Below are 26,709 nucleotides of genomic sequence, written 5' to 3' on the forward strand. Positions count from 1 at the left end.
GCGTCCCGACGCTTGTCCGTGGGATCGCTCCAGCCCGACCCGCACACCCCGGCTGCTATCAAGGAAGAAAATGTTCATGGCATCCCGTGCCGTTCTTTCGGTCGCCCTCGGCGCGATCACCTTGTTGTCCGGCTGCTCGGCCTTTCGCAACTACGACAGCGAATTGGCCCAGACCAACCAACAGTTGGCGTCCGGCAACGTCGACGGCGCGTTGACCCTGCTGGAAAAGAACAACGCCAGCCAAGATAAAGACCTGCTGTATTACTTCGAGAAAGGTGAGCTGCTGCGTGCCAAGGGCGACTTGGCCGGCAGCCAGACCGCCTGGAACAGCGCCGACCAGCAGGTGGGCCAGTGGGAAGATGCGGTCAAGCTCGACTCGGCCAAGTACCTGGCCCAGTTCGGCAGTTTTCTGGTCAACGATAAAGTCCGCCGCTACAAAGGCTACGATTACGAAAAGGTCATGCTGACCACGCAAATGGCCCTGAATCTGCTGGCGGTGAATGACTTCGACGGCGCGCGGACCCAGATCAAGAAGACCCACGAACGCGAAGCGGTGATCGCCGACCTGCGGGACAAGGAATACCTCAAGCGCGAGGACGAAGCCGAGAAACAAGGGGTCAAGACCGAATACAAGGACCTCCAGGGGTATCCGGTGGCCAGCCTCGACGCCCCGGAAGTGGTCAGCCTTAAAAACAGTTACCAGAGCGCGTTCAGCCATTACCTGGCCGGTTTCGTCTACGAAGCCCTGGGTGAAAAGGATCTGGCCGCACCGGGTTATCGCAAGGCCGCCGAATTGCGCCCTAACACACCGTTGCTGGAACAGGCCCTGCGCGACCTCGACAAGCCCGCCGCCAAGAGCGATGACAGCGACATCCTGATCGTGGTGCAGAGCGGCTTGGCGCCGTCCCGGGACTCGATCCGCATTCCCCTGCCCTTGCCGATCAGCGGCAACCTGGTGATCACGCCGTTGTCGTTCCCGCTGATCAAGCCGGACACCTCCACGGCCACCTTCGGCCAGATCGGTGTCGACGGCCGCCAGTTGGACCTGACCCAGCTCAACAGCACCACCGCCATGTCCCGCCGGGCCCTGCGCGACGACATGCCGGGCATCATCCTGCGCACCACCGTGCGCGCCGTCACCCGTGGCGTGGCGCAAAAGCAAATCAACGAAACCAACCCCCTGGCCGGCCTGGCTGTCGGCCTCACCTCGGCCGTACTCGAAGGGGCTGACACCCGGACCTGGCGCACCCTGCCCGACTACACCCAGGTGGTGCGCCTGCGCCTGAAGAAAGGCGAGCACCAGGTCACCTTGCCAAGTGCGGTGGGCGGCTCGGTGGTCAAGGTCACGGTCGACCAGCGCTACCAGGTCATCAGCCTGCGGGCGGTGGGTAACCAAGTGTTCGCTGGCGGCCTCGCGGCCCAGGTGATGCCAAGCGCCAACCCGACCGCCATTGCCCTCAAGCAACCTTAAGAACGGAGTCTTGTTCACATGCGTTTAAAACTGATCGCCATCGGCGCCCTGGCCTTGCTGGCCGGTTGCGCCACCCCGCCGCCACCGGAGCCGGGCAGCGCCGCCAGCAAGGTCGTGGCGATGGGCAAGACCAAGAACATCGTGGTCGGCGCCATGCGCGTGGCCCGGGAAAACGGTTACCTGACCGTCAATGTCCAGTTGAGCAACACCAGCTACAACAACAAGACGATGTATTACCGCTTTGCCTGGCTGGGGCCGGAAGGCTTTCCCATCGCCGAGGAAGAAACCTGGAAAAGCCTGACGCTGTACGGCGAACAGACCAGCTTCCTGCCGGCCATCGCACCGACACCCAAGGCTGTGGATTTCCGTTTGGAAATCAATACCCCTTGAAGACGCAAAAACTGTGGGAGCGAGCTTGCTCGCGATAGCGCTGGATCAGCCAGCCATGATGTGACTGACACACGGCTATCGCGAGCAAGCTCGCTCCCACAAAAAGCGCCCGAGTGACGCGTTATCCCTTTTTCAGTTTTCGAGAGCACCCACATGTTCGTACGCATTTCATCCCTCGCCCTCGCCGCCCTGCTGGTCAGCGGCTGCGCCAACAACTCGCCGGTCCTGGGCAACAAGAACATCAGCTACGGCGATACCAAGGCCGTGGAAACCGTAACCAACGAGTTCGGCTCCACCGACCTGCAAATGATCGCCGAGTCCATGACCCGCTCCCTGGCCCAATCCGGCATCCTGCAGGGACGCCCGGTGGTCCAGGTCTATGACGTGAAGAACAAGACCAGCGAATACATCGACACCCGCGAAATCACCACCAGCATCAAGACCCAGCTGATGAAGACCGGCGCTGCCCGTTTCGCCAGCGACAACACCGCCATGGACAGCCAGGTCGACCAGCTCAAGCTGCAGAACCAGAGCGGCCTGTACAAGAAAAGCACCGTGGCCAAGACCGGCAACATGATCGCTGCCAAGTACCGTCTTGAAGGTTCCATCAGCTCGATCGTCAAGCGCAGCAGCGACTACAAGGACGTCTTCTACAAATTCAGCCTGCAATTGATCGACGTCGAGAGCGGTCTGGCCGAGTGGATGGACGAAAAAGAAATCCGCAAGACCACGGAGCGCTAAGCCATGCGCACATGGATAGGCATCATGGCCCTGGCCTGCGCATTCAGCGCGCAGGCGGCCCCAAAAGTCGCGGTGACCGACCTTGCGTACCAGGAGCGGGTGGAGGAATACATCCACACCGTTTCAGCGCAGAGCAACTTCCAGGCGAACCCCTACAGCGCCAGCGCTTCCTCGAGCTACGACGAGATGGAAGCCACCAGCAGCTACATCGAGCAGGGCGAACTGCGCAAGTTCACCGGCGACATCAAGGGCGAGATCCTGCGCAGCGGTATGTTCCAACTGACCCAGGGCACGCCCCACACGGCGGCGTCCAATGGCGACGTCTATGACGTGATCAAGCGCATCAAGGCCGGGAACTTCAAGGGTGCCGACTACGTGCTGTTCGGCACGGTGTCGGACATCGACTTCACCCGCGACATCAACGAACTGGCCAATACCGACAGCTACTCGGCCGTGCTGGCACTGACCCTGGTGGCGGACTTCAGCCTGATCAACACCAAGACCTACGAAATCACCTCGGCCTTTACGGCCATGGGCGAAGGCCAGGACACCAAGTTGTTGAATCACCGGGACGTGCGTATCAGCCTCAACCGACCACGGGTGGTGCGCGAAGTGTCCAAGGCTCTGGGTGAAGACGTGGCACGGCAACTGAGCGAACAGCTTGGTGGCCCGAGCTACGAACAGCCCCGCGAGCCGGTGCAGCGCAACAATCTGCCGCGCGATACCGCACCGGTGATCTTGCGCTGAGTCATACCGTCAGGTAGCTGTTTAGCTGCTCTTTGGGCGGGCTGGATGTTTTTGCTTCTGTGATGAGTTGGATGCTTTTGTGGCGAGGGAGCTTGCTCCCGCTCGGTTGCGCAGCGACCGCAGGATATTGGGGCCGCTTCGCGGCCCAGCGGGAGCAAGCTCCCTCGCCACTAAAGCCAGCTACAAAAGCGACCCCGCTCCAGGCAGTTTGCTTACGCCGTCGCCTTGCGAATCGTCGCGAGCAAACCCGCCGCGCCAATGAACATACCCGCGAAGGCGCGGTTCATCCGCCGTTGCTGTTTCGGGGTGCGCAACAGGCGCAGGACTTTGGACGCCAACCCGGTGTACCCGGCCATGACGATGAGATCGACGGCGATCATGGTGACACCCAGGATCAGGTATTGCTGGATCAACAGTGCATGGGGATCGATGAACTGCGGCAACACCGCCAGCATGAACACCAGCGCCTTGGGGTTGCTGACATTGACCAGAAAGCCGCGAAACACCAGTGCCAGGGGCTTGCCGATGGGCCGCGGGGCCGCATCGTCAGTCATGTCACCGGGAATGGCTCGCCACTGTTTGACACCCAGGTAAACCAGGTAGGCCACGCCGAACCACTTGATCGCATAGAACGCGGTGGCCGACGCCGTGAGAATCGCGCCAACACCGGCGGCGACGATCACGATTTGCAACGCCAGGCCCAATTGCAGGCCCAAGGCGTTCCAGTAACCGCGCCAGAAGCCATACCGCAGACCGCTGGACATCGATGCAATGGCACCGGCACCTGGGGAAAGACTGATCACCCAACAGGCGGCAAAAAACGCCAGCCATGTCTCCAGCAACATTGCACACCTCGGCTCGGATTCGTCGAAACGACTAAGCTAATGCGCCACCACGTCGTTGACCACCGTTTTTTTTGCACAAGCACTTAAGCGGGCATGAACCGTGGCGAGGGAGCTGGCTCCCGCTGGGCTGCGTAGCAGCCCTTCTATTCGACGAGCCCACCCACCGGAAACGCTTCGCTGCCACGCCAGCGCCGCACCGAACGCTGGAAGAACAGGCTGTTGGGCACTTGCACCATCGCGCTACCGGTGCCGAGTTCCTCGGGTTCTATCAGGGTGGTGTACAGCAGATTGATCGCTACCACCCGGCCCTTGATGCCGGGCTTGTCGGTGGTGTCCACCAGCTCGACCACATCGCCCAGGCGAAACGGTCCGACGGTGTAGATCAACACGGCGCAGAACAGGTTGGACAGCACGCTCCAGATGGCGAAGAACGCCACCGCTGCCACCGCGACAAAACCCGACAGAGCCGTCCACAGCACCGTGGCCGAGACGCCCAGGCGTTCGAGCACCACCAGCACCGCAGTGCCCATGATCAGCCAGCGCAGCACGCCCCGCAGGATAATCACCAGTTGGGGTGGGAGCGGGTAACGCTCACCCAGGCCCGTGAGCGCCCGGGCGACGAAACGCTGCGAGACATAACCGGCCACCAGGATCAGCAGGATTTGCACACCGAGCCAGATCGGCTCGATCCACATGACAGGGACAGGCAACGCCAACGCTTCCATCAGGACAACGCCTCCAGCTCCGCTTGCAGGTTTTCCAGCAGTTCCAGCGCTTGCATCCACGCCTCCTCGAGCTCCGCTTCCCGAACCTTCAGCCTGGCCTGTTCGGCCAGAAGGTCACGCAACTCATCCTTGCGCGCCGCCTCGTAGAGACCACTGTCGCCCAGGCTGGTTTCGATTTTCTGCAGCTTTTCATGCAGCTTGCCCAGCTCGACTTCGAGCTTGTCGGCCTCGCGCTTGTGCGGCGCCAGTTGCTGGCGCAATGCGGCGGCGGCCTGGCGCTGGGCCTTTTTGTCGGTCTTGTCCGGGTTGACCGGGGTGCTGCTGACCGGCGCGTTGCGCTGGCGGTATTCCACCAGCCAACGGGCATAGTCTTCCAGATCACCGTCAAATTCCTCGACCTTGCCGTCGGCGACCAGGAAGAAGTTATCCGTGGTGCTCTTGAGCAAATGCCGATCGTGGGACACCACCAGCACCGCGCCACTGAATTCCTGCAAGGCCATCGTCAGGGCCAGGCGCATTTCCAGGTCCAGGTGGTTGGTCGGTTCGTCGAGCAGCAACAGGTTCGGCCGGCCCCAGGCGATCAACGCCAGCGCCAGACGCGCCTTTTCGCCACCGGAGAAATTCAACACCGGTTCGTCGATGCGCGCCCCGCGGAAATCGAAACCACCAAGGAAATCGCGCAGGGTTTGCTCGCGCTCGGTCGGCGCCAAACGTTGCAGGTGCAGCAGCGGACTGGCCTTGGAATCCAGGGAGTCGAGTTGGTGCTGGGCGAAGTAGCCAACGACAGTGTTTTCGCCTCGGGTCAAGCGCCCAGCCAAAGGCTCGAGTTCGCCCGAGAGGTTCTTGATCAAGGTCGACTTACCGGCACCGTTGGGGCCCAGCAGACCGATCCGCGCCCCCGGGGTCAGTTGCAGCTTGACCTTCTCCAGCACGGTCTTGTCGCCATAACCCAGGCGCGCGTCGGACAGGTCGATCAACGGGCTGGAAATCTTGGTCGATTCGCGGAAGACAAAATCGAACGGTGAATCGACGTGGGCCGCCGACAGCTCTTCCATCCGCTCCAGCGCCTTGATCCGGCTCTGGGCCTGGCGGGCCTTGGTGGCCTGGGCCTTGAAGCGGGCGATGTAGCTTTCCATGTGCGCACGTTGCGCCTGTTGCTTCTCGTAGGCCTGCTGTTGCTGGGCCAGGCGTTCGGCACGAGCGCGCTCGAAGGCGCTGTAGCCGCCGCGGTACAAGGTGAGTTTGCGCTGGTCGACGTGGGCCACGTGATCCACCACCGCGTCGAGGAAATCGCGGTCGTGGGAAATCAGCAGCAGCGTGCCCGGGTAACTCTTGAGCCAGTCTTCGAGCCAGATGATGGCGTCGAGATCCAAGTGGTTGGTCGGCTCATCGAGCAACAGCAGATCCGAAGGGCACATCAGGGCCTGCGCCAGGTTCAGGCGCATCCGCCAGCCACCGGAGAAGTCCCCCACCTGGCGGTCCATCTGTTCATTGGTAAAGCCCAGGCCGGCGAGCAATTTGCGCGCGCGGGCATCGGCGGTGTAGCCGTCGGCACTGTCGAGTTCCGCGTGCAGGCGGGCCTGTGCGGCACCGTCGTGGGCCGCTTCGGCCGCCGCCAGGTCGTGTTGCACCTGGCGCAGGCGCAGGTCGCCATCGAGCACGTAGTCCACCGCCAGGCGCTCGAGGGTGTCGACCTCCTGGCGCATGTGCGCGATACGCCAGTCGGCCGGCAGCAGGCAATCGCCCGAGTCCGGGTGCAGCTCGCCCCGGAGCAAGGCGAACAGGCTCGATTTGCCGGCGCCGTTGGCACCGATGAGGCCGGCTTTGTGGCCGGCGTGCAGGGTCAGCTCGGCGTCTTCTAGCAGACGTTGCGGGCCACGCTGTAAAGTCAGGTTCTGAAGTCGGATCATAATGGCGGCGGAGTCTACCAGCTTCGCTCGCAACTGGCGCGAGTAGCACGATGTCCCCTGACCTGTGGAGTTTTTCCCTCGACCTCTATGCCAAGCCTGGCGTAGAGCCTGCGTGCCTGGCGTCACAAGACGCCGGCGCCAACGTCTGCCTGCTGCTTTGCGGCCTGTGGCTGGCGCAACGCGGCGTGACCTGCAATGAGCACAGGCTGCGGCAGCTTCGACAGTTGGCCGAGCCGTGGGAGGCCGAGGTAGTGCGGCCACTGCGTACGCTTCGCCGCCAATGGAAAGCCGGCGCCCTCCGGGACACGGCACTCGATGGCCTGCGTGAACAGGTCAAGCAACTGGAGTTGGCAGCCGAACGGCGATTGCTGGAACGATTGGAAGCGCTGACCAAGGATTGGCCGGGAGCACAACAGAACGACTCAGCCCAATGGCTGCAAGGGCTGGCGGCGAATGCCGACCCAGCGAGCCGCGACGCGCTGCATCAGCTGCGCGTCGCGGTGTCCGGCACTTAGGAAGCGCTGGTTGGGGTGCTGCTGGCGGTCGGCGCAACGGCGGCTGGGCTGGTCGCCGTGGCCGGAGCGCTGGCGGTCGGCGCAGATGTCGCGGTCGGAGCCGGGGCCGGTGTCGCTGGCTTGGCGGCTGGCGCGGTCGCAGGTTTTGCAGCGGCTGGCTTTTTCACGGCCGGTTTCGCGGCAGGCTTGGCAGCAGTTGGCTTCGCGGCAGCAGGCTTGGCCGCGGCCGGTTTGGCAGCGGGTTTAGCCGCCACTTTGGCGGGCGCTTTGGCAGCGACTGGCTTGGCAGTCGTTTTCGCAGCGGGTTTGGCGGCAGCCGTTTTGGTTGCCGCAGGCTTCGCTGCTGGCTTGGCGGCAGCAGGTTTGGCAGTGGATTTTACCGCCGTTTTGGCAGCCGGTTTAGCGGCAGCGGTTTTCGTCGCGGCAGGTTTTGCGGCGGCGGTTTTAGCGGCAGGCTTGGCTACAGCTTTTGCCGCAGGTTTGGCGGCTGGTTTAGCAGCGGCTTTTACAGCGGGCTTGGCGGCGGCAGGTTTAGCGGCCGCCGTTTTTGCGGCGGGCTTGGCAGCAGCCTTGACGGCTGGTTTTTTGGCCGCAGGTTTTGCAGCGCTGGCAGCGACGGGTTTGGCAGCCGGCTTGCTGGCGGCTTTGGCCGGTGCTTTGGCGGCAGGCTTGGCAGCGACTTTGGCCGGTGCTTTTACTACGGCGGGTTTAGCCGCCGGCTTCTTGGCCGATACAGCGGCAGGCTTGGCAGCACGAAGCGACAGCGCCTTGCCCGCGGCTTCTTGCACGCGACCGACACCCTGGGCCAATTTCAGGCTTTCCTGGGCATCACGCTTGAGTTGCAGAATGTAGGCGCGGGTTTCGGACTGACGATCCTTCAAGGCATCGAGCAGGTCTTCGAGTTCTTTCACGACATCTTTGGCCTTGGCTTGTGCCTTGGCCTTGCCGGCGGTGGCTGCGTCTTGCAGTTTGGTACGCGACTTGTGCAGTTTTTCCTGCGCTTTACCGCGTTGTTTTTCCAGCTTGGCGAGCAGTTTCTCAGCATCAGCCAGGGCTTGGGAGCAGGCGTTTTCCAAATGTTCGAGCAAGCTGCCCGAGAGTTGTTGGAGCAAGTGCAACGGAGTATTTACAGGCTTCTTGGTGGCCGACATGGTTTACCTCCTGACTGACGTAAGTGCGGCTCATACTAGACCTCTGCTACAACCGCCGCTAGGGCATGTTGACACTACATAAGACGTTGCGTTGCAAGAGACGAAAAATCTTCTGCGTCAGTACCCAGGCAATCCACCTTTATAGATATCGGCACTGGCATAATTCCTCGATTCGAGGCCGGAGAGCACACATGTCGCGTCACCTGTTTTTATTCCTGTGCTTGGCTTGCGCCACGGCCCAGGCCGTTGAAAAAACCAGCGCAAACGATGCCCACGATTTGGCTTACAGCCTGGGCGCCAGCCTCGGCGAACGCCTGCGCCAGGACGTGCCGGACCTGCAGATCAAAGCCTTGGTCGAAGGTTTGCAACAGGCCTACCTGGGCAAACCACTGGCCCTGAAAGATGAACGCATCGAACAGATCCTGGCCGAGCACCAGGCACAACTGAGCGCGCCATCGGCAACGCCGCAAGCCGAAGCCGCGTTGAAAACCGAGCAGAAATTTCTCTCCGAAGAAAAGAGCCGGCCCGGGGTCCAGCAACTTGCAGATGGCATCCTGCTGACCGAAATCAAGCCAGGCCATGGCGCGAAGGCCGGCCCTCACGGCAAGGTCCAGGTGCTGTATACCGGTCGATTGCCAGACGGCACCGTATTCGATTCAAACCGCCAGGCACAGTGGTTCAATCTCGACAGTGTGATTGACGGTTGGCGCAGTGCATTGCCGCAAATGCCGATCGGCGCGAAATGGCGACTGGTGATTCCGTCATCCCTGGCCTACGGCGCCGAAGGGGCCGGGGATGTGATCCCGCCGAATACACCCTTGGTATTTGAAATCGAGTTGCTGGGCGCGACGACCTGACGCCGGCCCAACGAAAAACGGTGCGCAATGCGCACCGTTTTTTCATGACCGCGAACCCTCAGGCCTGGACCGCAGCTTCTTCCTTGTGGGCGTTGTGCAGCACTTCGATCAGGCAGTCTTCCAATTCGAAACGCTCGTGCAGCAAACCGCCCAGCTCCTTGAATTTTTCCGCTACGCACTTGCCTTCATCGCACAAGTCGTTGAACGCCAGCAGCTTCTCGGTGATGACATCGATGCGCGGATAGATCGTCTCGGCCAGTTCAAGGCCGCGCTTGTCGTTGAAGGCCTTGGCCTCGCCCGTCAGTTGTTCATAGATCTCGAAATGACCGGCAGACACATAGTCGACCAGCACACCGCAGAACTCCTGCAAGGGTTTGCGGCTTTCGCTCAGGGCTTCAGGCTTGTCGCCGAGCGCATCGTAGGCTCGAACCAGCTCGTGACGCTCCTGCAGCCAGCGATCGATCAGCAGATGCACCCCACCCCAGCGTTCCTGAGCATTCTGACAACTTTCGAGCATGGTGATTTCTTCCCTTGTGAGTCATGCCCCCTCGCAGCCCGTGCTTGCCTGATGACCAGGGACAAGCCAGACACAACATGTTCGAGCGGCACAATTCCAATAACACGTGCGGGCCAGATTATGCCCGCACGACAACGGCTTCAAGGTACGCAGGAGATAAAGTTCATACAAGTGTTTAATCCAGGGCCCGGACCAACTGCGACGTCTCGCCGCTGAGCGGTCGTACCAGAGCACTCCAGGCAAGGCGCAGCAGCAGGTACGTCATGGCGCTGGACACCGCGAGAAAAAACAACAGGCTCCACTCCGGGATGCTCAGGTCGAACAACGTCCAGGTGATATTCGCGCAGTCGACGGTGCCGTCGAGGACACGATGCAACGCGCACCACCAGGAACCCGTCGGGCTGAGCTGTGCCACACAGTCGGATAACGGCTCGAACGAGTGGCTTTGCATCAGGACCTGACGCCACGCCAGGGTCATGCCCCCCGTCGCAAAAACCAATCCTGCGGCGCCATAGAAAAGACTGCCCCGTTGGCCCGGACCATGTACACACGCTACGAGGCTGTTCGCCAGGAACAGCATCAGGCACAACCGCTGCAAGACACACAGGTTGCAAGGCGTCAGGCCAACCGAATATTCCAGATACGTGCTGATGCCCAAAGCCAGGGCGGCGGCGATGGAAGCCATGAGAAACAAGAAGCGTGAGCTGGCCAAAGACATGGCGATTCCGTAACAGAAGAGACAAGCAGTTACGGTAGAGGAAAGCCCTCGGGCCTTTCAAGGCAGCCCCGCGCAGACACTTCATCAGGAGTGTAGGGAATTCCCAACAGGTCGAAGGGGATTCAGCGTGATGGGCTGTAGGACTTTGCTGAAGGTATGACCGAAGCCCCACAACCGGGGCGGTATTCGCAATCGCGAATTTGAGGTTTCCACCAACCCGTGGCGAGGGAGCTTGCTCCCTCGCCACAAAGGCTTCATGCACTCTCAGGAATTGAGTGAGGCTCTTCTCACGTGGAAAGCGCCTGGGCCGGAACCGGCAGCGGCGCGGCCAGCAGGCGTTCATCCAACAGCCCCAACCCCTCCTGGAACAACTGGTTGCTGCGCTCGGCATCCCCCAGTTGCGCCAGCAGGCGCGCCAGTTCGGCGCAGGCTTCGGGATTGCGCTGGACCCGCAGACTGCTTTCCAGGTAATCCCGTGCCTTGCCCCACAAGCTGTTCTGCAGGCATAGGCGCCCCAGGGTCAGCAGCAGGCTTGGATCGGCCGGGTGGTCCTTGAGCCAGCCTTCGGCCGCTTGCAACTGGCGGATCGGATCATTGCCGCGAACCAACCCGTACAGGCGCGCCAAGTGGCTGTCGTAGTGACGCTTGAGCGCGCCGCGCAGCACCTCTTCGGCCTCGACCTGAGCGCCCAACTGGCGCAACTGCTCGGCATAGGCCAGCACCAGCGCCGGCTCCTGGCGCTGTGCGGAGGTCAGTTGTTGCCAGGCGCGATTGAGCGACTGCAGACCGACGCTGCCGTCCTCCTCGCGGTGGGCCGCCAGGGTCAGGTTTTCGCCCCAGGCCCGCCGCTCCAGTTCAGCCAGCTCGGCCGGTGGCAGGACTTTATCCTTGCGCAGTTCCGGCAACAGCCGGATCACCGCCGACCAGTCGCCGCGCTGCTGATGCAGCCGTTGCAATTGACGCAGGACCTGAACGTTATGGGGATGACGCTCATGCATGGCCTGCAGTGTGGTCAATGCGCCATCCGTGTCACCTCGATCCGTCTGCAATTGCGCGTGTGTCAGGGCAATGGCCAGTTCCGCCTGGGGCTGACGCTCCAGGGCGCGCTCCAGCAAGCTGTCGCTCTGTTCGTAAAGCCCTTGTTCGTTGGCCGCGCGGGCAGCACCCAGGTAATAGAGCAGCGGCTGGCGCTCGGCTTCGGCGGCACGATGCAGATGGCGCTGGGCACTGGCCCAGCGACCTTCGGCCAGGTCCAACTGGCCGTGTTCGATCGCCACTTGCACCCGACGACTGCGGTTGCGCCGCGACCACGGGTTGACCACGCCGCTGGAGGTGGTCACCAACCCGATCAGCGCCCGCAGGCCTCGCCACACCAGCCAGAGCACCGCCACCAGGGCCAGGGTGACCCACAGGCCAGCTTCATAACGAAAGTTCTTGTACGCCACCAGCACGTAACCCGAATGCTCGGCAATCGCCACGCCCAGCAAACCGGCGGCGGCGATGACCACGAACAGAATCACGTAGAGACGCTTCATGGCGTGGCCTCCTGCGCGCCTGGCGCGGGCAGCGGCTTGACCGATTCCTGGGTATTGAGATTGCGGCGCTCAAGGTAGGCCTGGACGCTGCTCAGCGTGCCCGTCAGGTCCGGGGTGACCACCGTCACCGGTTGCTTGGACAGCTCACCCACGCGTTCGAGCATGATTTTGCTTTGCGGATTGTCCTGGTTGAAGTTGTTCTTCAACACGTCCCGCGCCTCGGTCAGCGCCTGGGTGTAGACCGGCGCCTGACCATTGAGGGCGGCCCATTGCGCCTGCTCCAGCGCCAGGCTCAAGGCCAAGCGTACCTGCACCAGGCTTTGCCCGGCCAGCAGAGGACGGACGTTCTCATCGGCGTTGAAATCGATACGGATATAGCGCGAGATCTGATCCCACCACTGTGCCCACCGGCTGGCACCATCGCCATCGGCGGTCAGGCCCAGCAACGATTCACCGCGGTCCTTGTACTCGGGCGCCAGTTCGGTCAGTTGCAGCACCTGGTCACGCAAGGCGCCCAGTTGCAGGAACAGCCCGGTACGATCCGGTTGTTCGGTGCTGCGCAGCGCAGCGAGAGTCTTGGCCAGTTGCTCGCGGGCGGCGAACGAACCGGGGTCGTTCTGTTCGCGCAGGATTTCGTCAGCGCCCTGGACCAGCGCCTGGGCACTGTTGATGTCTTGCAGGGCGGAAAGACGCAGGCTGGCCAGGCGCAACAGGTGCTCGGCCTCCGCCAGGCGCCAATCCTTGCGGCTGGCACCGAGCACGGTTTCCAGGCGCTGGTTCAAGTGCTGCTGATCAGCTTGCAACTGGGCCACCTGGCGCCGCCGCTCCTCCAGTTCTTCGGCCGGGGGCAATTGCGCCAGGCGCTCGCTCAGGCGTTGCTCGTTGAGCTTGAGGGTCTGGGCCTGATCGTTCAGCGCCTGGACCTGGGCGGACTGCTGCTGGTTATTGGTTTGCAGGTGACGGACCTGCCACACGCCCCAACCGCCCACGGCGACCCCGGCGGCGCCGAGCAGCAAGGCAACAATGGCCAACCCGTTGCCGCGACGCGGCGCCACTGGGGGCGGGGTTTCAACCGGCGCATCGATCGCTGGCTGGTCTAGATCTTCTTTTGGCAAGGCTGTTTCGCTCACGTATCCATCCTTTGCATTAGAAAACGGCACGGAGTGTTCCCGTAACGCCGCCAGCAAAGCCGCGGCATTGGCGCCACGGCAATCCACAACTGTTCGGGCCCCGGCGGCACGCGCCATCTCGGCAACCCTTGGGCTTGGAACAAACAACGGTAACCGCGCCAGGGCCGGCCACGCATCGCCGGCCAGCCGCTGCAGATGCTCGAAGCCCTGCCCACTGCTGACCACCAGTGCGTTCAAGCGTTCCGCTTCGACTTTCGCCGGCAACACCCCTTCGCCGTAACTGGGCAAATGACGTCGGTACAACTCCAGGTAATCGACACTAGCACCTTGCTCGCGCAAACGCTCTGCCAGCAAGCCTCGCCCGCCTTCGCCCCGCACGATCAAAACCTTGGGGTCGGGCCGCGAAACAGCCTGGCGCAAGACCAGGTGCTCCAGCAAGGCTTCGCTGTCGTCACCGTGATCGGGATAAAACACCGTAAGACCGGCATCGACGAGGATCTGTCCGGTGGCCGCGCCCACGCTGAACCAGGGTTGGTCCGGAGGCTGGGGCCAGTATTGGCGCAGCAGTTCGACGCACAGGCGTGCGGCCGGTTTGCTGACCACGATCACGGCAGAGTATTGGTCCAGTGCTTGGAAAATCGCCCGCCCCGCATCGGACAGCGGGACCGGCTCGATCTCCAGCAACGGCAAGCTGCTGCTGTAGACCCCAGCTTCGGCCAAGGCAGCCGCCAGCGCCGACGACTCGTCCGCCGGCCGGGTGAGCAACAGCCGCCAACCCGTCACGCGTGGCCGGCCTCGCCGTAGACCGCCTTGAGAATGTCGGCGGCGCCCTGGCTCAACAAGTCTTCAGCCACCCGCACGCCCAACGCCTCGGCATCCTGGCGCGGTGCCCGGGCTTCGGCGCTGAGCAGCCGGCCACCGTTGGGCTCCCCCACCAGGCCGCGCAACCAGACCTGTTCGCCTTCCAGCACGGCGTAACAGGCGATCGGCACTTGGCAGCCGCCATTGAGGTGTTTGTTCAGCGCGCGTTCGGCGAATACTCGCGTGGCGGTGTCTGCATGGTGCAGCGGTGCCAGCAGGGCGTGGATGTCGCTGTCGGCGCTGCGGCACTCGATACCCACAGCTCCCTGCCCACCGGCCGGCAGGCTGTCGTCGACGCTGATGGCCGAGGTGATGCGGTCTTCGAAACCCAGGCGGATCAGGCCGGCGGCGGCAAGGATGATGGCGTCGTACTCACCGGCATCGAGCTTGGCCAGGCGCGTGTTGACATTACCGCGCAGGAAACGGATTTGCAGGTCCGGACGACGCGTCAGTAATTGGGCCTGGCGACGCAGGCTGGACGTGCCGACCACGCTCCCGGCAGGCAGCGCCTCGAGGCTGGAAAACGTATTGGAGACGAACGCATCGCGCGGGTCTTCCCGCTCGCAGATGCAAAACAGGCCCAGGCCTTCGGGAAAGTCCATGGGCACGTCTTTCATCGAATGCACGGCAATGTCGGCTTCGTTGTCCAGCAGCGCCGTTTCCAGCTCCTTGACGAACAGGCCCTTGCCGCCGATTTTCGACAGCGGCGAGTCCAGCAGCTTGTCACCGCGACTGACCATGGGCACCAGGGTCACGGTCAGGCCGGGATGGGCCGCTTCCAGGCGGGCTTTGACGTATTCGGCCTGCCAGAGGGCCAAGGCACTTTTACGGGTGGCGATGCGGATCTCGCGAGAGGACATGGATCAATCCGTACTTAAAAGATACGGCAGATAATAACAGCTCAGTCAAAACCGCTTTGATTTGAATCACGACCCCAAGGCCTCCCTGGCCGCCAGATCCTGGAAATGAAAACGCGTTGAACGCCTTGGACCGCCAGGCTTAAAGCTGCTGCATCATCTTGCGCACGCCGGCCACGTGCCGTCGGCTGACAATCAGCGCGTCGCCATTGAGGCCTTTGAGGAACAGCTGGAAATGCCCGAGGGGGGTCCGTTGCAAACGCTCGATGCGCTCGCGGGCCACGAGGGCGTTGCGGTGGATGCGTACGAAGCGCTCGCCGAACTCGTCTTCAAGGGCCTTGAGGGGTTCATCCAGCAACACCTCGCCACTCTCATGGCGCAAGGTCACGTATTTATGGTCGGCAATGAAGTAGACCACCTGGTTCAAGGGGATCAACTCGATGCCTTTGCGGGTGCGCGCACTGATGTGGCTGCGTGGGCCACTGCCGCTTTCGGCGGCCGGACGGGTCAGCGCCGCCAGTTGCACTCGGTTGGGGCGCTCGGCCTTGCGCAAGGCGTCGAGCAACGCCTCGGACGTCACCGGCTTGACCAGGTAGCCCACGGCACCGGCCTGCAACACCTCGGGTGGAAAGTCGTCCCGGGTGGTACAGAACACCACGGCGGGCGGCGACTCTCGTTCGCACAACTTCGCCGCCACCTGCAGGCCGTCCAGGCCAGGCATGCGAATGTCAAGCAGCACGATATCCGGCTTGTGGCTGTCAATAAGGGCCAATGCCTCGTCGCCATTGGTGGCGCTCGGCTCCAGGACACTGTAACCCTCGAGCTCGCCAACCATTCGGCTCAGGCGCTCGCGGGCCAGTGGTTCGTCATCAACGATCAGGACATTCATATTGCGCTGGATTCCTGCGTGAGTCTCGCACAAGGATAGCGTAGACAGGGGAAGTGACATCCGTCACCGCGATCCACGCTAAGACTCGTTCGAGGGCCAAAAAGTGCCGCGAGGCGGTTGTCTATCTTTACCAGCGCTTGCCGACCGATGCCCGAGGCCCGTTGTCGCACGGCGTCGCCGTAGGGATTATTCACTCTCGATCTGACCAATATGAGCTCCCCCTTTTTCTATTTGTCCGGTGCGCCATGGATGGAAAAAGCAAAAGTCCTACCGTCCACTGTAGACGGTTGCCGCGACGATATTGCTCAATCGAAAAATATCGTTGTGCGAAAACCTGGTTGGATCCCAGGCTTGGATCGAAAAAACCTGCCGACCAGTGCCAGCGCCAGTCCCGGCAACCCTGCTATCATCCGCCGCAGCCTTTAACCGCTACTTTTTCCACAGCCGATCACGAGCGAATTCATGAGCACTGACAAGACCAATCAGTCCTGGGGCGGCCGCTTCAGTGAACCCGTCGACGCCTTCGTCGCCCGCTTCACCGCCTCCGTCAACTTTGACCAGCGCCTGTATCGCCACGACATCATGGGTTCGATCGCCCACGCCACCATGCTGGCCAAGGTCGGCGTGCTGACCGATGCCGAGCGCGACAGCATCATCGACGGCCTGAAGACCATCGAGACTGAAATCGAGGCCGGCCAGTTCGACTGGCGCGTCGACCTTGAAGACGTGCACATGAACATCGAAGCACGCCTGACCGACCGCATCGGCGTGACCGGCAAGAAGCTGCACACCGGCCGCAGCCGCAACGACCAGGTCGCCACCGACATCCGCCTGTGGCTGCGCGATGAAATCGACCTGATCCTGGGCGAAATCACTCGCCTGCAAAAAGGCCTGCTGGAACAAGCCGAGCGCGAGGCCGAGAGCATCATGCCGGGCTTCACGCACCTGCAAACCGCTCAACCTGTAACGTTTGGGCATCACATGCTGGCCTGGTTCGAAATGCTCAGCCGCGACTACGAGCGCCTGGTGGACTGCCGCAAGCGCACCAACCGCATGCCTCTGGGCAGCGCCGCGCTGGCCGGCACCACGTACCCGATCGATCGTGAATACACCGCGCAGTTGCTGGGCTTCGACGCCGTGGGCGGCAACTCGCTGGATAACGTTTCGGACCGCGATTTCGCCATCGAATTCTGCGCCGCCGCGAGCATCGCGATGATGCACCTGTCGCGCTTCTCCGAAGAGCTGGTGCTGTGGACCAGCGCGCAATTCCAATTCATCGATTTGCCCGACCGCTTCTGCACCGGCAGCTCGATCATGCCGCAAAAGAAAAACCCCGACGTGCCGGAGCTGGTGCGCGGCAAGAGTGGCCGGGTGTTCGGCGCACTGATGGGCCTGTTGACCCTGATGAAAGGCCAGCCGCTGGCCTACAACAAGGACAACCAGGAAGACAAGGAACCGCTGTTCGACGCCGCCGATACCTTGCGCGACTCGCTGCGGGCCTTCGCCGACATGATCCCGGCCATCAAGCCCAAGCACGCGGTGATGCGCGAAGCGGCCCTGCGCGGCTTCTCCACCGCCACCGACCTGGCCGACTACCTGGTGCGCCGTGGCCTGCCGTTCCGCGATTGCCATGAGATTGTCGGCCATGCCGTGAAATACGGTGTGGACACCGGCAAGGACCTGGCGGAAATGAGCCTGGACGAACTGCGCCAGTTCAGCGACCAGATCGAGCAGGACGTGTTTGCCGTGCTGACCCTCGAAGGCTCGGTCAATGCCCGTGACCATATCGGCGGCACCGCGCCGGCGCAGGTCAAGGCTGCCGTGGTGCGTGGCCAGGCGTTGCTCGCCAGCCGCTAAAAGCCAAAAGCATCGCGAGCAAGCTCGCTCCCACAGTGGATCTCCAGTGAACACACATCTTGTGAACATGTAGAGATCCCATGTGGGAGCGAGCTTGCTCGCGATAGCGCCCTTCAGAACACCGAAAAACTCACTTCTTGGCGGCAATCATCGCCAAAAACGCCGGCATCTCTGCCTCCTTGTCCGCAGCGATCCGCTGTACGTTCGAGTTCTGCTCCAAGCGCTCCATCAGCGCCTTGGCCGCCGGCATGTCCGCCAGCCAATCGATATCGAAGACCTTCTTGCCCACTTGCAACGCCAGCGAAACGCTGTAGTAGAAATACAGATCGGCAAGGCTCAGGCTGTCGCCCGCGACGTAGGGCGAGAACTTTCCATGCCGGCCGAGCGAGGCGAACCCCAGCAGCAATTCGACCTTGGACTTTTCCTTGATGGCATCGGCCACCGCCATGCCGAAAAACGCCTCGCCATAGCAGGCCCGCCCTGGCAGCTCGATGTACAGCTCGATTTCCCGGCACAAGGCCAACACCTGGGCGCGCTCGAACGGGTCGGCCGGCAGCAGGGCCTTACCCGGTTGGGTTTGCTCGATGTATTCGAGGATGACGCTGGTCTCGTTGATAAAACCCTGCTCGGTCTTCAGCACCGGCACCTTGCCGCGCGGGCTGATGGCCAGGACTTCCGGGGTCTGGTTGCCAAAGAACGGCACTTCTTCGAAGGGCACGCCCTTCTCCAGCAGTGCCAGCTTGACCATGTTGTAATAATTACTGACAGAGAAACCATAAAGCTTGAGCATTACAAAGCCTCCAGGCCGTGCGGGGTTGGCAGCGTTGCGTTATAGACCGCCAGGGCATTTCTTGCCAGGCGCATCACGCCGCTGAATGCAGGTAAACTGGCGACCTTTCTTACAGGAGCCTGCCATGAGCGAGCCAACCGATATCGATAGCGACGAAGAAGAATTCGCCGAAAAGACGCTGATCGAGGCGATTGAAAACCAGATCGAAAGTGACAACCCGCCAGCGGCCAGGGCCGTTTTAAATAAATTGACCCTGGTGGGTTATGAGCGCGAAGAAATCCTCAACCTGATGGCCCATGTGCTGGCGGTGGAAATCGACGCGATCCTGGAAGAAGACCGGCCGTTCGATACCGAGTGGTACGAAACCGCCTTGCGCGCCTTGCCTGAATTGCCGCCGGAAAAGAACTGAACGACAGGCAAGTTGCTCCTGTGGCGAGGGGATTTATCCCCTCGCCACAGGGTGCGTTTACCTGACAGAACACTGGCACCCCTCACCCAAAACAAAAAAAGCATGACACTGACACTGGACAGCTCGGCCGAGTGCGCTCACCTTAGTGACGCTGTCGACCAAAATTCCTAGAAAGTCTGGAGTCCTTATGTCGCTTACCCCTGAGCTGGTTGCCGAACTGGAAATCCTTGCACTCTTCAACCTGGACAGTTCCCAGGAAGGCCTGAAAATTCATCAGACCGCTGCCCCTAAAGCGATTGCCGCTGCCCAACGCTTGTTCGAAAAAGACCTGATCACCCAGCCCGACGGTGGTTACCTGACCAGCCTGGGACGGGATGCCGCCCAAAATGTCCAAACCGTCCTGACGATACTCAGCGTTCAACAACAAGCCGCCTGATCCTCCTGTCGCCCACGGAAATCTCCTCTACGGGATTTCCGCAGGCGCACTGGCGCCCGGCGTAAAAAACCGGCATCAAAATCCTGTTTTCAGCTTAAGTATTCCCAAGACCGGGCGCTAACCTGCCATCACCCCACGTTCGACGCCGCGAGCCGGTTTGAGCAGACATGACCCGCAATCACGAAATACGCCCCGATCTGGACGAGGGAATCGACCGCAAGGTGCTGAGCCAGTTGCGCGCACGTTTTCTCAAGCTCAACACCGTGCGGCTGGAGCGCGCCCTCGAAGGCCTGTCGCCCCGCCAGCAGGGCGTACTGACGCTGCTGCCGCTGTTTTTTCACGTCAACCATCCGCTGCTGCCCGGCTACGTCTCCGGCAGCACACCCGCCGGGCTGTCGAACTACGAGCCTGACGCCAACGTCCTCGCCGAAGCCCAGCGCCTGACCCGTTCGTTTTCCTACAAGCCCCGGCACGGTAGCAACCCGCCGCGGCCGATCCTTGGCCTGTTCCTGATGGGCAGCCTCGGCACCCTGGCCCAGGCCGACCAGAGCGACATGGACGTGTGGGTGTGCCACGGGCCGGACCTGAGCGACGATGAACTGGCCGAGCTGCGCAAGAAATGCCAGTTGCTGGAGATCTGGGCCGCGACCCAGGGCGCCGAAGCCCACTTTTTCCTGATCGACCCGGAGCGTTTCGTGCGGGGCGAGCGGGACAACCAACTCAGTTCCGACGATTGCGGCACCACCCAGCATTACCTGCTGCTGGACGAGTTCTACCGCACCGCGATCTGGCTGGCCGGGCGTACGCCGATCTGGTGGCTGGTGCCGGTCTATGAAGAAGAGAACTACGAGCAGTACACCCATACGCTGATGTCCAAGCGTTTCATTCGCGCGGATGAAACCCTGGACCTGGGGCACCTGGCCTACATTCCGCCGGGCGAATTCGTCGGTGCCGGGCTCTGGCAGTTGTTCAAGGGTATCGAATCGCCCTACAAGTCCGTGCTCAAGCTGCTGCTGACCGAGGTCTATGCCAGCGAACACCCGAACGTGCGCTGCCTGAGCCTGCGCTTCAAGCAGGCCGTGTTCGCCAATCGCCTGGACCTGGAAGAGCTGGACCCGTACATGCTGGTTTACCGCCGCATCGAGGAATACCTCACTGCCCGTGGCGAACCCGAACGCCTGGAGTTGATCCGCCGCGCGCTGTACCTGAAGGTCAATCGCAAACTCACCGGCCAGGCGCGCAGCAGTGGCTGGCAACGGGTACTGCTTGAGCGATTGGCCCGGGAATGGGGCTGGGACCAGCGTCAGTTGGCGTTGCTGGACAGCCGCAGCCAGTGGAAAGTCCGCCAGGTCAGCCATGAGCGGCGCGCACTGGTCAACGAACTCACCCACAGCTACCGCTTCCTGACCCAGTTCGCCCGCACCGAGAAAACCGTCAGCCTGATCAACAAGCGCGATCTCAACGTGCTGGGCCGGCGCTTGTACGCCGCCTTCGAGCGCAAGGCCGACAAGGTCGAATTCATCAACCCCGGCATCGCGCCGGACCTGGCCGAAGACACCTTGACGCTGGTCCAGTCACCCAACAAGAAAGAACCGGGGCAGAACCAGTGGGGCTTGTACAACGGCAGCCTCAACGCCCTGGAATGGGAGAACTTCGCGCCCATCAAGCGTTGCCGCGAGTTGCTGGAACTGTTGACCTGGTGCCACCGCAACGGCGTGATCGACAGCAGCACGCGCCTGGCGCTGCACCCAGGTAGCAGCGACCTGAGCGAGTTCGAACTGTTCAACCTGCTGGGCAGCCTGCAACAGTCCATCGCCCTGCCCCTGGTCACCGTGGATGAAGCGCAGTTGTTGCGCGCCAGCGTGCCCAGCGAAGTGCTGATCCTGGTGAACGTCGGCGTCGACCCGCTCAAGCACCACCGCGACTTGAACATTCTGATGACCACCGAGCGCACCGACTCCCTGAGCTATGCCGGGGTCCGGGAAAACCTGGTGCTGACCCTCGACCAGGTCACGCTCAACAGTTGGAATGAGGTGCTGGTCAACCGTTTCGACGGCGAACACGCTCTGCTCGATTGCCTGCGCGACTACCTCAACGACCTGCCCGTCACCCAGCGTCAGCCGCGCTTGCAGGTGCGCTGCTTCTGCCACAACCGCGCCCAATTCATCGCGCGGCGCGTCGAAGACGTCATCGAAACGGCGCAGACCCTGCTGTTGAGCAGGCTCAATCACCGCTACCTGCTCCAGGTCCAGCAGCACTATCACGTGCTGGAGCTGGTGCCCGGCCAGGTCAATCACGTGGCCTTGGGCAGCTTGTCGGCGCTGATGGATTATCTGGGCGAGGAGCTGACAGCCTACAGCCCCTTGCACCTGGACCCGATGGCCCTGGAAGACCACGACCTGGCGCTGATCCTGCCCATGGGCCAGCCCGAGTGCATCCAGGTGTTCTACCGGACCAACGAGGACGAAGCCGATCTGTACGTGCTCGATGAGTTCAACGCGCTGTGGCAACAACACGTGCCGTATCACGACGAACAAAGCCTGTTGGTGCCGCTGCAGCGCTTTCTGCAATCGGTGCTGTATCGTCGAGACGCGCTGCTGCCGCTGGATGCCGCCCAGCCACTGACCCTGGAAACCCTGTACTACCAGTTGCTGCCGTCAGGCGGTCGGGCGCGCCGGATCGAAGCGCGACAAGCGCCACAGACCCCGGTCAACAAGCCGTTCTATGACGTGCAGGCGATCATCGGTAAAGCCGCGCACGGGCAGGTGCACGTTACCCTGTACTGCGATCAGCAGGAGTTTTCCGAACTGGAACATGGCGACCAACTGTTCCGTGTGGTCGCCAGGGAGATCGTCGAACAGCGCCGCGAAGCCCAGCGCTATCGCTGCTACATCACCGACCTGGACCTCTCGGGGCTGGTGGGCGGCGGGGCCTGCTCAAGCAATTTGTACCTGCGCTACAAGGCCGACCTGGAACGCGCCCTGAACGAGGCGCTGGCCCTGGTCTGAAGCGCCCGGGCACTCAGAGGTGGAAATCACCGCCGGCTTCAGGCTGGTATTCGACGGCCAGCAAGGTCAGCTTCAACGTCTTGCCACCCGGGGCCGGCCAGTCGATGTGCTGGCCGACCTTCAGGCCCAGCAAGGCACTGCCCACCGGTGCCAGGATCGAGATCCGGCCTTCGTCGGCATTGGCGTCCTGTGGATAAACCAACGTCAGGTGATAGTCCTTGCCGCTGCTTTCTTCGCGGCAGTGCACGCGTGAGTTCATGGTCACGACATCGGCAGGCACTTCTTCGTGGCCCACCACGTTCTCGGCGCGATCCAGTTCGGTTTGCAACGCGATCACGCCCGGCAGCGTCTCATCAAGGCTGTCGATCAGGCGTTCCAGACGCTGTACGTCCAGGCGGGTAAGGGTGATGGAAGGTGCGGTCATGATCCAGGCAGACTCCTTTCTTCTGCACAAAAAAAGCAAAACCCCGCCACAAAAAGGCGGGGTTTTCACGGGCCTCGACGAATTGAGGCGTAGCCGGACACTATCACAGCTCAATAAATAAACAAGTCAGGCAGGATTTGCCCTGCCCATGGACAGCCACAAAGCGCCTAACCATCCGGTGAGTGGTTATTTCAGCGATCTGCGCTTGAGCGCCTCGGCACAGATGACGCGCCGGCGCTCATCATCGGCCGCGCGCCATTCGCGGATATCTTCCACATGACGGAAACAACCGAGGCAGACCTTCTGCTCGTCCAGCTTGCACACGCTGGTACACGGCGATGGCACGGCGGGGCTGACGTTGCTGTAGAGCGGCTTGGGGGGCCGTGGCGGCGCGGTCTGGTTCACGCCGTCACAGGCCTTCGAACTCGAGTTCCACGCCAGCCTGCTGCTTGACAATGCGTTCGAGCATCTCACCCAGTTGCTCTTCGCTCTTGTCGCACATCCAGCGCTCGCTTTCCTCGTCGTAGTCGAAATGAAAGCCACCGGAGACCGCCGCCAGCCACAGCTGCCGCAACGGCTCCTGGCGACTGAAGATCAATTGGCTGCCGTTTTCGAACTTGACGGTGAGTACACCGGCGGAGATTTCCAGGTCAATGTCCAGGTCGCTCTCGTCGAACACATCCTCCAGCGTTTGCTGGGTCGCATCGACCAGGTCGTGGAAACGGGCTTCAGTCAAACTCATTGCGGCAACCTCGAAAATGTCTGCTCATGCTCAAGCGCCGCAAGATACGGACGCTTCCCGGCGATTGCAAAGGATATACCCACTGACGACGACCAGCGCCGCCGGACGGGCGCCCCGTTGCATAGGCAAGCTGACGGGTGGCCGGTATACTCCGGCGCAATTAACGCATTTTCAAGGATTTCGCCATGAAGCGCCTGATCTCTTCCCTTGCTGCGCTCGTCGCGGTTGCCTGCCTCGTGACAGCCTGTGGTCAAAAAGGTCCGCTGTACCTGCCTGATGACAGCAAGTCCCCTGAAGAACAGGCCAAGTCGTCGCAATCCAAGTCACACTCGCACGACACCCACACCACTTACTAAGGGAACGCCATGGACGCTTTTAACTACCGTGGCGGGGAGCTGTTCGCGGAAGGGGTTGCCCTGTCCGCGATCGCCGAACGTTTCGGCACGCCGACCTACGTCTATTCCCGTGCCCACATCGAAGCCCAGTACCGCACGTTCGCCGATGCCCTCGACGGCATGCCGCACCTGGTGTGTTTCGCCGTCAAGGCCAACTCCAACCTGGGCGTGCTCAATGTCCTGGCGCGCCTGGGTGCCGGTTTCGACATCGTCTCCGGTGGCGAGCTCGAGCGTGTGCTGGCCGCTGGCGGCAGCGCCGACAAGATCGTGTTCTCCGGCGTTGGCAAGACCCGTGAAGACATGCGCCGCGCCCTGGAAGTCGGCGTGCACTGCTTCAACATCGAATCCACCGATGAGCTCGAACGCCTGCAGGTTGTCGCCGCCGAACTGGGCGTCCGCGCGCCGGTTTCCCTGCGCGTGAACCCGGACGTCGACGCTGGCACCCACCCGTACATTTCCACCGGCCTGAAAGAAAACAAGTTCGGCATCGCCATTGCCGACGCCGAGGACGTGTACGTACGCGCCGCCCAGTTGCCGAACCTGGAAGTGCTGGGCGTCGACTGCCACATCGGCTCGCAACTGACCACCCTCGAACCCTTCATCGATGCCCTCGATCGCCTGCTGGCGCTGGTTGATCGCCTCGGCGATTGCGGCATCTACCTGCGTCACATCGACCTGGGTGGCGGTGTCGGCGTGCGCTATCGCGATGAAGAGCCGCCGCTGGTGGCCGACTACATCAAAGCCGTGCGCGAGCGCCTCGAAGGCCGTGACCTGGCGCTGATGTTCGAGCCCGGCCGCTACATCGTGGCCAATGCCGGCGTGCTGCTGACCCAGGTCGAATACCTCAAGCACACCGAGCACAAGGATTTCGCCATCGTCGATGCGGCGATGAACGACCTGATCCGCCCGGCGCTGTACCAGGCGTGGATGGACGTCACCGCCGTGCGCCCTCGCGACACCGCAGCCCGCCCCTACGACATCGTCGGACCGATCTGCGAAACCGGTGACTTCCTGGCCAAGGGTCGGGAGCTGGCACTGGAAGAAGGCGACTTGCTGGCCGTGCATTCGGCCGGGGCCTACGGGTTTGTCATGAGTTCCAACTACAACACCCGCGGCCGCTGCGCCGAGGTGCTGGTGGACGGTGATCAGGCATTCGAAGTGCGTCGCCGCGAGACGGTAGCCGAGTTGTTCGCCGGCGAAAGCCTGCTGCCGGAGTAAAACCATGCTGCTGCGTTTTACCAAGATGCACGGCCTGGGCAATGACTTCATGGTCCTCGACCTGGTCAGCCAGCACGCGCATATCCTGCCCAAGCATGCCAAGCAATGGGGCGACCGGCACACCGGTATCGGTTTCGATCAACTGCTGATCGTCGAGGCGCCCAACAATCCGGACGTGGATTTCCGTTATCGGATCTTCAACGCCGACGGGTCGGAAGTGGAGCAATGCGGCAACGGCGCGCGCTGCTTCGCCCGCTTCGTGCTGGACAAGCGCCTGACCGCCAAGCGGCAGATCCGCGTCGAGACCAAGAGCGGCATCATCGAACTGGATGTGCGCAGCGACGGCCAGATCGGCGTCAACATGGGCGCCCCGCGCTTGGTACCGGCTGACATCCCCTTCCAGGCACCGGCCCAGGCCTTGAGCTATCAGGTGGACGTCGACGGCGCCACGGTGGAACTGGCAGCGGTCTCCATGGGCAACCCCCATGCCGTGCTGCGCGTAGCCGATATCAACAGCGCCCCGGTGCATGAGCTGGGGCCGAAAATCGAACGCCATCCGCGCTTCCCCGCACGGGTGAATGTCGGTTTCCTGCAAGTCATCGACCGTCACCGCGCACAATTGCGCGTCTGGGAACGCGGCGCCGGGGAAACCCAGGCCTGCGGTACCGGCGCCTGTGCCGCTGCCGTCGCTGCGATCAGCCAGGGGTGGATGGATTCGCCATTGTTGATCGACCTGCCCGGCGGGCGCCTGTCCATCGAATGGGCAGGCCCTGGCCAACCGGTGATGATGACCGGCCCGGCGGTGCGCGTATACGAAGGACAAGTTCGTCTTTGAGTGAGCCAAACCCATGACCGATCAGCCACAGGTTCCAGCCCCACAGCCCGACGAATCTCCCAGCCTTCCAGAAGCCGCGGCCGTGACCGCTTACCTGGAGGCCCATCCGGACTTCTTCGTCGAGCATGAAGAACTGCTTGCGACGATGCGCATTCCCCACCGGCGCGGCGACACCGTGTCGCTGGTGGAACACCAGATGAAGATCCTGCGCGAGCGCAACATCGAAATGCGCCATCGGCTTTCGCACCTGATGGACGTGGCCCGGGACAACGACCGGCTCTTCGACAAGACCCGTCGGCTGATCCTGGCCCTGATGGACGCCAGCACCCTCGAAGACCTGGTCATGAGCGTCGAAGACAGCCTGCGCCAGGATTTCCAGGTGCCCTTTGTCAGCCTGATTCTGTTTGGCGACAACGCCATGCCGGTGGGCCGTTGGGTGACCCACGCCGAAGCGCAGACGGCCATCGGCGGGCTGCTCACGGAAAACAAAAGCGTCAGCGGCAGCCTGCGCGAGCATGAGCTGGACTTCCTGTTCGGCGAAGAACAGCGCAAGCAGATCGGCTCCACCGCCGTCGTCGCCATCGCCCACCAGGGCGTGCACGGCGTGCTGGCCATCGCCAGCCGCGATCCGCAGCACTACAAGAGTTCGGTGGGCACGCTGTTTTTGAGCTACATCGCCGAAGTCACCGGCCGGGTGCTGCCACGGGTTGCCGGTTCGCTGCGCTCGGTACGCTGA

The 26,709-nt window shown here is 62.3% G+C and carries 28 protein-coding genes and 1 pseudogene; 14 read left to right on the plus strand and 15 right to left on the minus strand.

The features are described from left to right. Positions 1 to 76: 76 nt before the first annotated feature. The 4 genes from AC515T_RS27915 (at position 77) to AC515T_RS27930 (ending at position 3,349) form a co-directional block, all read left to right on the plus strand. Positions 77 to 1,471: a COG3014 family protein gene (locus tag AC515T_RS27915; protein ID WP_496530781.1), complete on the plus strand. Its 1,395-nt coding sequence runs from the start codon at positions 77 to 79 to the stop codon at positions 1,469 to 1,471. An 18-nt stretch (positions 1,472 to 1,489) separates the two neighbouring features. Beyond that, positions 1,490 to 1,861, plus strand: coding sequence for a YcfL family putative periplasmic lipoprotein (locus AC515T_RS27920; RefSeq protein WP_496530782.1), 372 nt, complete (start codon positions 1,490 to 1,492; stop codon positions 1,859 to 1,861). Positions 1,862 to 2,014: 153 nt separating this feature from the next. Continuing rightward, positions 2,015 to 2,602 (plus strand): penicillin-binding protein activator LpoB, encoded by a 588-nt coding sequence (gene lpoB, locus AC515T_RS27925; protein ID WP_003177333.1) that lies wholly within the window; start codon positions 2,015 to 2,017, stop codon positions 2,600 to 2,602. 3 nt (positions 2,603 to 2,605) lie between these two features. Then, complete coding sequence (locus AC515T_RS27930; RefSeq protein ID WP_496530783.1) at positions 2,606 to 3,349, plus strand: penicillin-binding protein activator LpoB; 744 nt, start codon at positions 2,606 to 2,608, stop codon at positions 3,347 to 3,349. A 212-nt stretch (positions 3,350 to 3,561) separates the two neighbouring features. On the opposite strand, the gene AC515T_RS27935 is transcribed toward AC515T_RS27930, so the two are convergent. From AC515T_RS27935 to AC515T_RS27945, 3 genes are all read right to left on the minus strand, one after another. Next, positions 3,562 to 4,194: a LysE family transporter gene (locus tag AC515T_RS27935; protein ID WP_496530784.1), complete on the minus strand. Its 633-nt coding sequence runs from the start codon at positions 4,192 to 4,194 to the stop codon at positions 3,562 to 3,564. Between the two features lie 143 nt (positions 4,195 to 4,337). Beyond that, positions 4,338 to 4,919 carry a mechanosensitive ion channel domain-containing protein gene (locus AC515T_RS27940; RefSeq protein ID WP_496530785.1) on the minus strand — a complete coding sequence of 194 codons (582 nt, stop codon included), beginning with the start codon at positions 4,917 to 4,919 and terminating at the stop codon, positions 4,338 to 4,340. After that, positions 4,919 to 6,829: an ATP-binding cassette domain-containing protein gene (locus tag AC515T_RS27945; protein ID WP_496530786.1), complete on the minus strand. Its 1,911-nt coding sequence runs from the start codon at positions 6,827 to 6,829 to the stop codon at positions 4,919 to 4,921. Before AC515T_RS27945 ends, AC515T_RS27940 begins: the two co-directional genes overlap by 1 nt. Positions 6,830 to 6,879: 50 nt before the next feature. On the opposite strand from AC515T_RS27945, the gene AC515T_RS27950 reads away from it, so the two are divergent. Beyond that, the gene (locus AC515T_RS27950; protein ID WP_496530787.1) at positions 6,880 to 7,344 is read left to right on the plus strand and encodes a TIGR02444 family protein; all 465 of its coding nucleotides are present in this window, start codon (positions 6,880 to 6,882) and stop codon (positions 7,342 to 7,344) included. Here the strand turns inward: AC515T_RS27950 and AC515T_RS27955 are convergent. Continuing rightward, on the minus strand, positions 7,341 to 8,495 hold the full coding sequence (locus tag AC515T_RS27955; RefSeq protein WP_496530788.1) for an AlgP family protein: 1,155 nt from the start codon (positions 8,493 to 8,495) through the stop codon (positions 7,341 to 7,343). The genes AC515T_RS27950 and AC515T_RS27955 overlap by 4 nt on opposite strands. Before the next feature lie 191 nt (positions 8,496 to 8,686). On the opposite strand from AC515T_RS27955, the gene AC515T_RS27960 reads away from it, so the two are divergent. Next, positions 8,687 to 9,352, plus strand: a complete 666-nt coding sequence (locus tag AC515T_RS27960; RefSeq protein WP_496530789.1) for an FKBP-type peptidyl-prolyl cis-trans isomerase — start codon at positions 8,687 to 8,689, stop codon at positions 9,350 to 9,352. A gap of 58 nt (positions 9,353 to 9,410) precedes the next feature. On the opposite strand, the gene rsd is transcribed toward AC515T_RS27960, so the two are convergent. The 7 genes and pseudogenes from rsd to AC515T_RS27995 form a co-directional block, all read right to left on the minus strand. Beyond that, positions 9,411 to 9,869, minus strand: coding sequence for a sigma D regulator (rsd, locus tag AC515T_RS27965; protein ID WP_496530790.1), 459 nt, complete (start codon positions 9,867 to 9,869; stop codon positions 9,411 to 9,413). A 175-nt stretch (positions 9,870 to 10,044) separates the two neighbouring features. After that, positions 10,045 to 10,587: a disulfide bond formation protein B gene (locus AC515T_RS27970; RefSeq protein ID WP_496530791.1), complete on the minus strand. Its 543-nt coding sequence runs from the start codon at positions 10,585 to 10,587 to the stop codon at positions 10,045 to 10,047. A gap of 287 nt (positions 10,588 to 10,874) precedes the next feature. Beyond that, on the minus strand, positions 10,875 to 12,122 hold the full coding sequence (locus AC515T_RS27975) for a heme biosynthesis protein HemY (protein ID WP_496530792.1): 1,248 nt from the start codon (positions 12,120 to 12,122) through the stop codon (positions 10,875 to 10,877). After that, positions 12,119 to 13,252, minus strand: a complete 1,134-nt coding sequence (locus tag AC515T_RS27980; protein WP_496533202.1) for a uroporphyrinogen-III C-methyltransferase — start codon at positions 13,250 to 13,252, stop codon at positions 12,119 to 12,121. Before AC515T_RS27980 ends, AC515T_RS27975 begins: the two co-directional genes overlap by 4 nt. A 36-nt stretch (positions 13,253 to 13,288) precedes the next feature. After that, positions 13,289 to 14,035 (minus strand): annotated as a pseudogene (locus tag AC515T_RS27985) (uroporphyrinogen-III synthase); the annotation flags it as partial. After that, positions 14,032 to 14,973 carry a hydroxymethylbilane synthase gene (gene hemC, locus AC515T_RS27990; RefSeq protein ID WP_496530793.1) on the minus strand — a complete coding sequence of 314 codons (942 nt, stop codon included), beginning with the start codon at positions 14,971 to 14,973 and terminating at the stop codon, positions 14,032 to 14,034. The pseudogene AC515T_RS27985 and the gene hemC, both read right to left, overlap by 4 nt. A 139-nt stretch (positions 14,974 to 15,112) precedes the next feature. Further along, on the minus strand, positions 15,113 to 15,859 hold the full coding sequence (locus AC515T_RS27995) for a LytR/AlgR family response regulator transcription factor (RefSeq protein ID WP_496530794.1): 747 nt from the start codon (positions 15,857 to 15,859) through the stop codon (positions 15,113 to 15,115). 462 nt (positions 15,860 to 16,321) lie between these two features. On the opposite strand from AC515T_RS27995, the gene argH reads away from it, so the two are divergent. Next, positions 16,322 to 17,716, plus strand: a complete 1,395-nt coding sequence (gene argH, locus AC515T_RS28000) for an argininosuccinate lyase (RefSeq protein WP_060740099.1) — start codon at positions 16,322 to 16,324, stop codon at positions 17,714 to 17,716. Between the two features lie 130 nt (positions 17,717 to 17,846). Here argH and AC515T_RS28005 read toward each other — a convergent pair whose 3' ends face one another. Next, positions 17,847 to 18,506 (minus strand): glutathione S-transferase family protein, encoded by a 660-nt coding sequence (locus tag AC515T_RS28005; RefSeq protein ID WP_496530795.1) that lies wholly within the window; start codon positions 18,504 to 18,506, stop codon positions 17,847 to 17,849. Between the two features lie 124 nt (positions 18,507 to 18,630). Here AC515T_RS28005 and AC515T_RS28010 point away from each other — a divergent pair, with 124 nt between their 5' ends. The 3 genes from AC515T_RS28010 (at position 18,631) to AC515T_RS28020 (ending at position 22,359) form a co-directional block, all read left to right on the plus strand. After that, the gene (locus AC515T_RS28010) at positions 18,631 to 18,915 is read left to right on the plus strand and encodes a hypothetical protein (protein WP_496530796.1); all 285 of its coding nucleotides are present in this window, start codon (positions 18,631 to 18,633) and stop codon (positions 18,913 to 18,915) included. A 187-nt stretch (positions 18,916 to 19,102) separates the two neighbouring features. After that, a complete protein-coding gene (locus AC515T_RS28015) occupies positions 19,103 to 19,351 on the plus strand; it encodes a TIGR02647 family protein (RefSeq protein WP_496530797.1) in 249 nt (82 codons plus the stop codon). A 167-nt stretch (positions 19,352 to 19,518) separates the two neighbouring features. Beyond that, on the plus strand, positions 19,519 to 22,359 hold the full coding sequence (locus AC515T_RS28020; RefSeq protein ID WP_496530798.1) for a class I adenylate cyclase: 2,841 nt from the start codon (positions 19,519 to 19,521) through the stop codon (positions 22,357 to 22,359). 13 nt (positions 22,360 to 22,372) lie between these two features. Here the strand turns inward: AC515T_RS28020 and rnk are convergent, their stop codons facing one another. The 3 genes from rnk to cyaY form a co-directional block, all read right to left on the minus strand. Then, positions 22,373 to 22,783, minus strand: a complete 411-nt coding sequence (rnk, locus tag AC515T_RS28025) for a nucleoside diphosphate kinase regulator (RefSeq protein ID WP_122567528.1) — start codon at positions 22,781 to 22,783, stop codon at positions 22,373 to 22,375. A 186-nt stretch (positions 22,784 to 22,969) separates the two neighbouring features. Next, on the minus strand, positions 22,970 to 23,188 hold the full coding sequence (locus AC515T_RS28030; protein WP_496530799.1) for a DUF1289 domain-containing protein: 219 nt from the start codon (positions 23,186 to 23,188) through the stop codon (positions 22,970 to 22,972). A gap of 4 nt (positions 23,189 to 23,192) precedes the next feature. Further along, positions 23,193 to 23,525, minus strand: a complete 333-nt coding sequence (gene cyaY, locus AC515T_RS28035) for an iron donor protein CyaY (protein WP_496530800.1) — start codon at positions 23,523 to 23,525, stop codon at positions 23,193 to 23,195. A 185-nt stretch (positions 23,526 to 23,710) separates the two neighbouring features. Between cyaY and lptM the strand changes: the two genes are divergently transcribed. Genes lptM through AC515T_RS28055 form a run of 4 tightly spaced genes read left to right on the plus strand, consistent with a single transcriptional unit; the run spans position 23,711 to position 26,709 of the window. Continuing rightward, complete coding sequence (lptM, locus tag AC515T_RS28040) at positions 23,711 to 23,881, plus strand: LPS translocon maturation chaperone LptM (protein WP_041024539.1); 171 nt, start codon at positions 23,711 to 23,713, stop codon at positions 23,879 to 23,881. A 9-nt stretch (positions 23,882 to 23,890) separates the two neighbouring features. Beyond that, complete coding sequence (gene lysA / locus AC515T_RS28045) at positions 23,891 to 25,138, plus strand: diaminopimelate decarboxylase (protein WP_496530801.1); 1,248 nt, start codon at positions 23,891 to 23,893, stop codon at positions 25,136 to 25,138. Positions 25,139 to 25,142: 4 nt separating this feature from the next. Then, complete coding sequence (gene dapF / locus AC515T_RS28050; protein WP_496530802.1) at positions 25,143 to 25,973, plus strand: diaminopimelate epimerase; 831 nt, start codon at positions 25,143 to 25,145, stop codon at positions 25,971 to 25,973. A gap of 13 nt (positions 25,974 to 25,986) precedes the next feature. Beyond that, positions 25,987 to 26,709, plus strand: a complete 723-nt coding sequence (locus tag AC515T_RS28055; RefSeq protein ID WP_176688937.1) for a DUF484 family protein — start codon at positions 25,987 to 25,989, stop codon at positions 26,707 to 26,709.

It is taken from the genome of Pseudomonas sp. FSO-7, assembly GCF_059579345.1.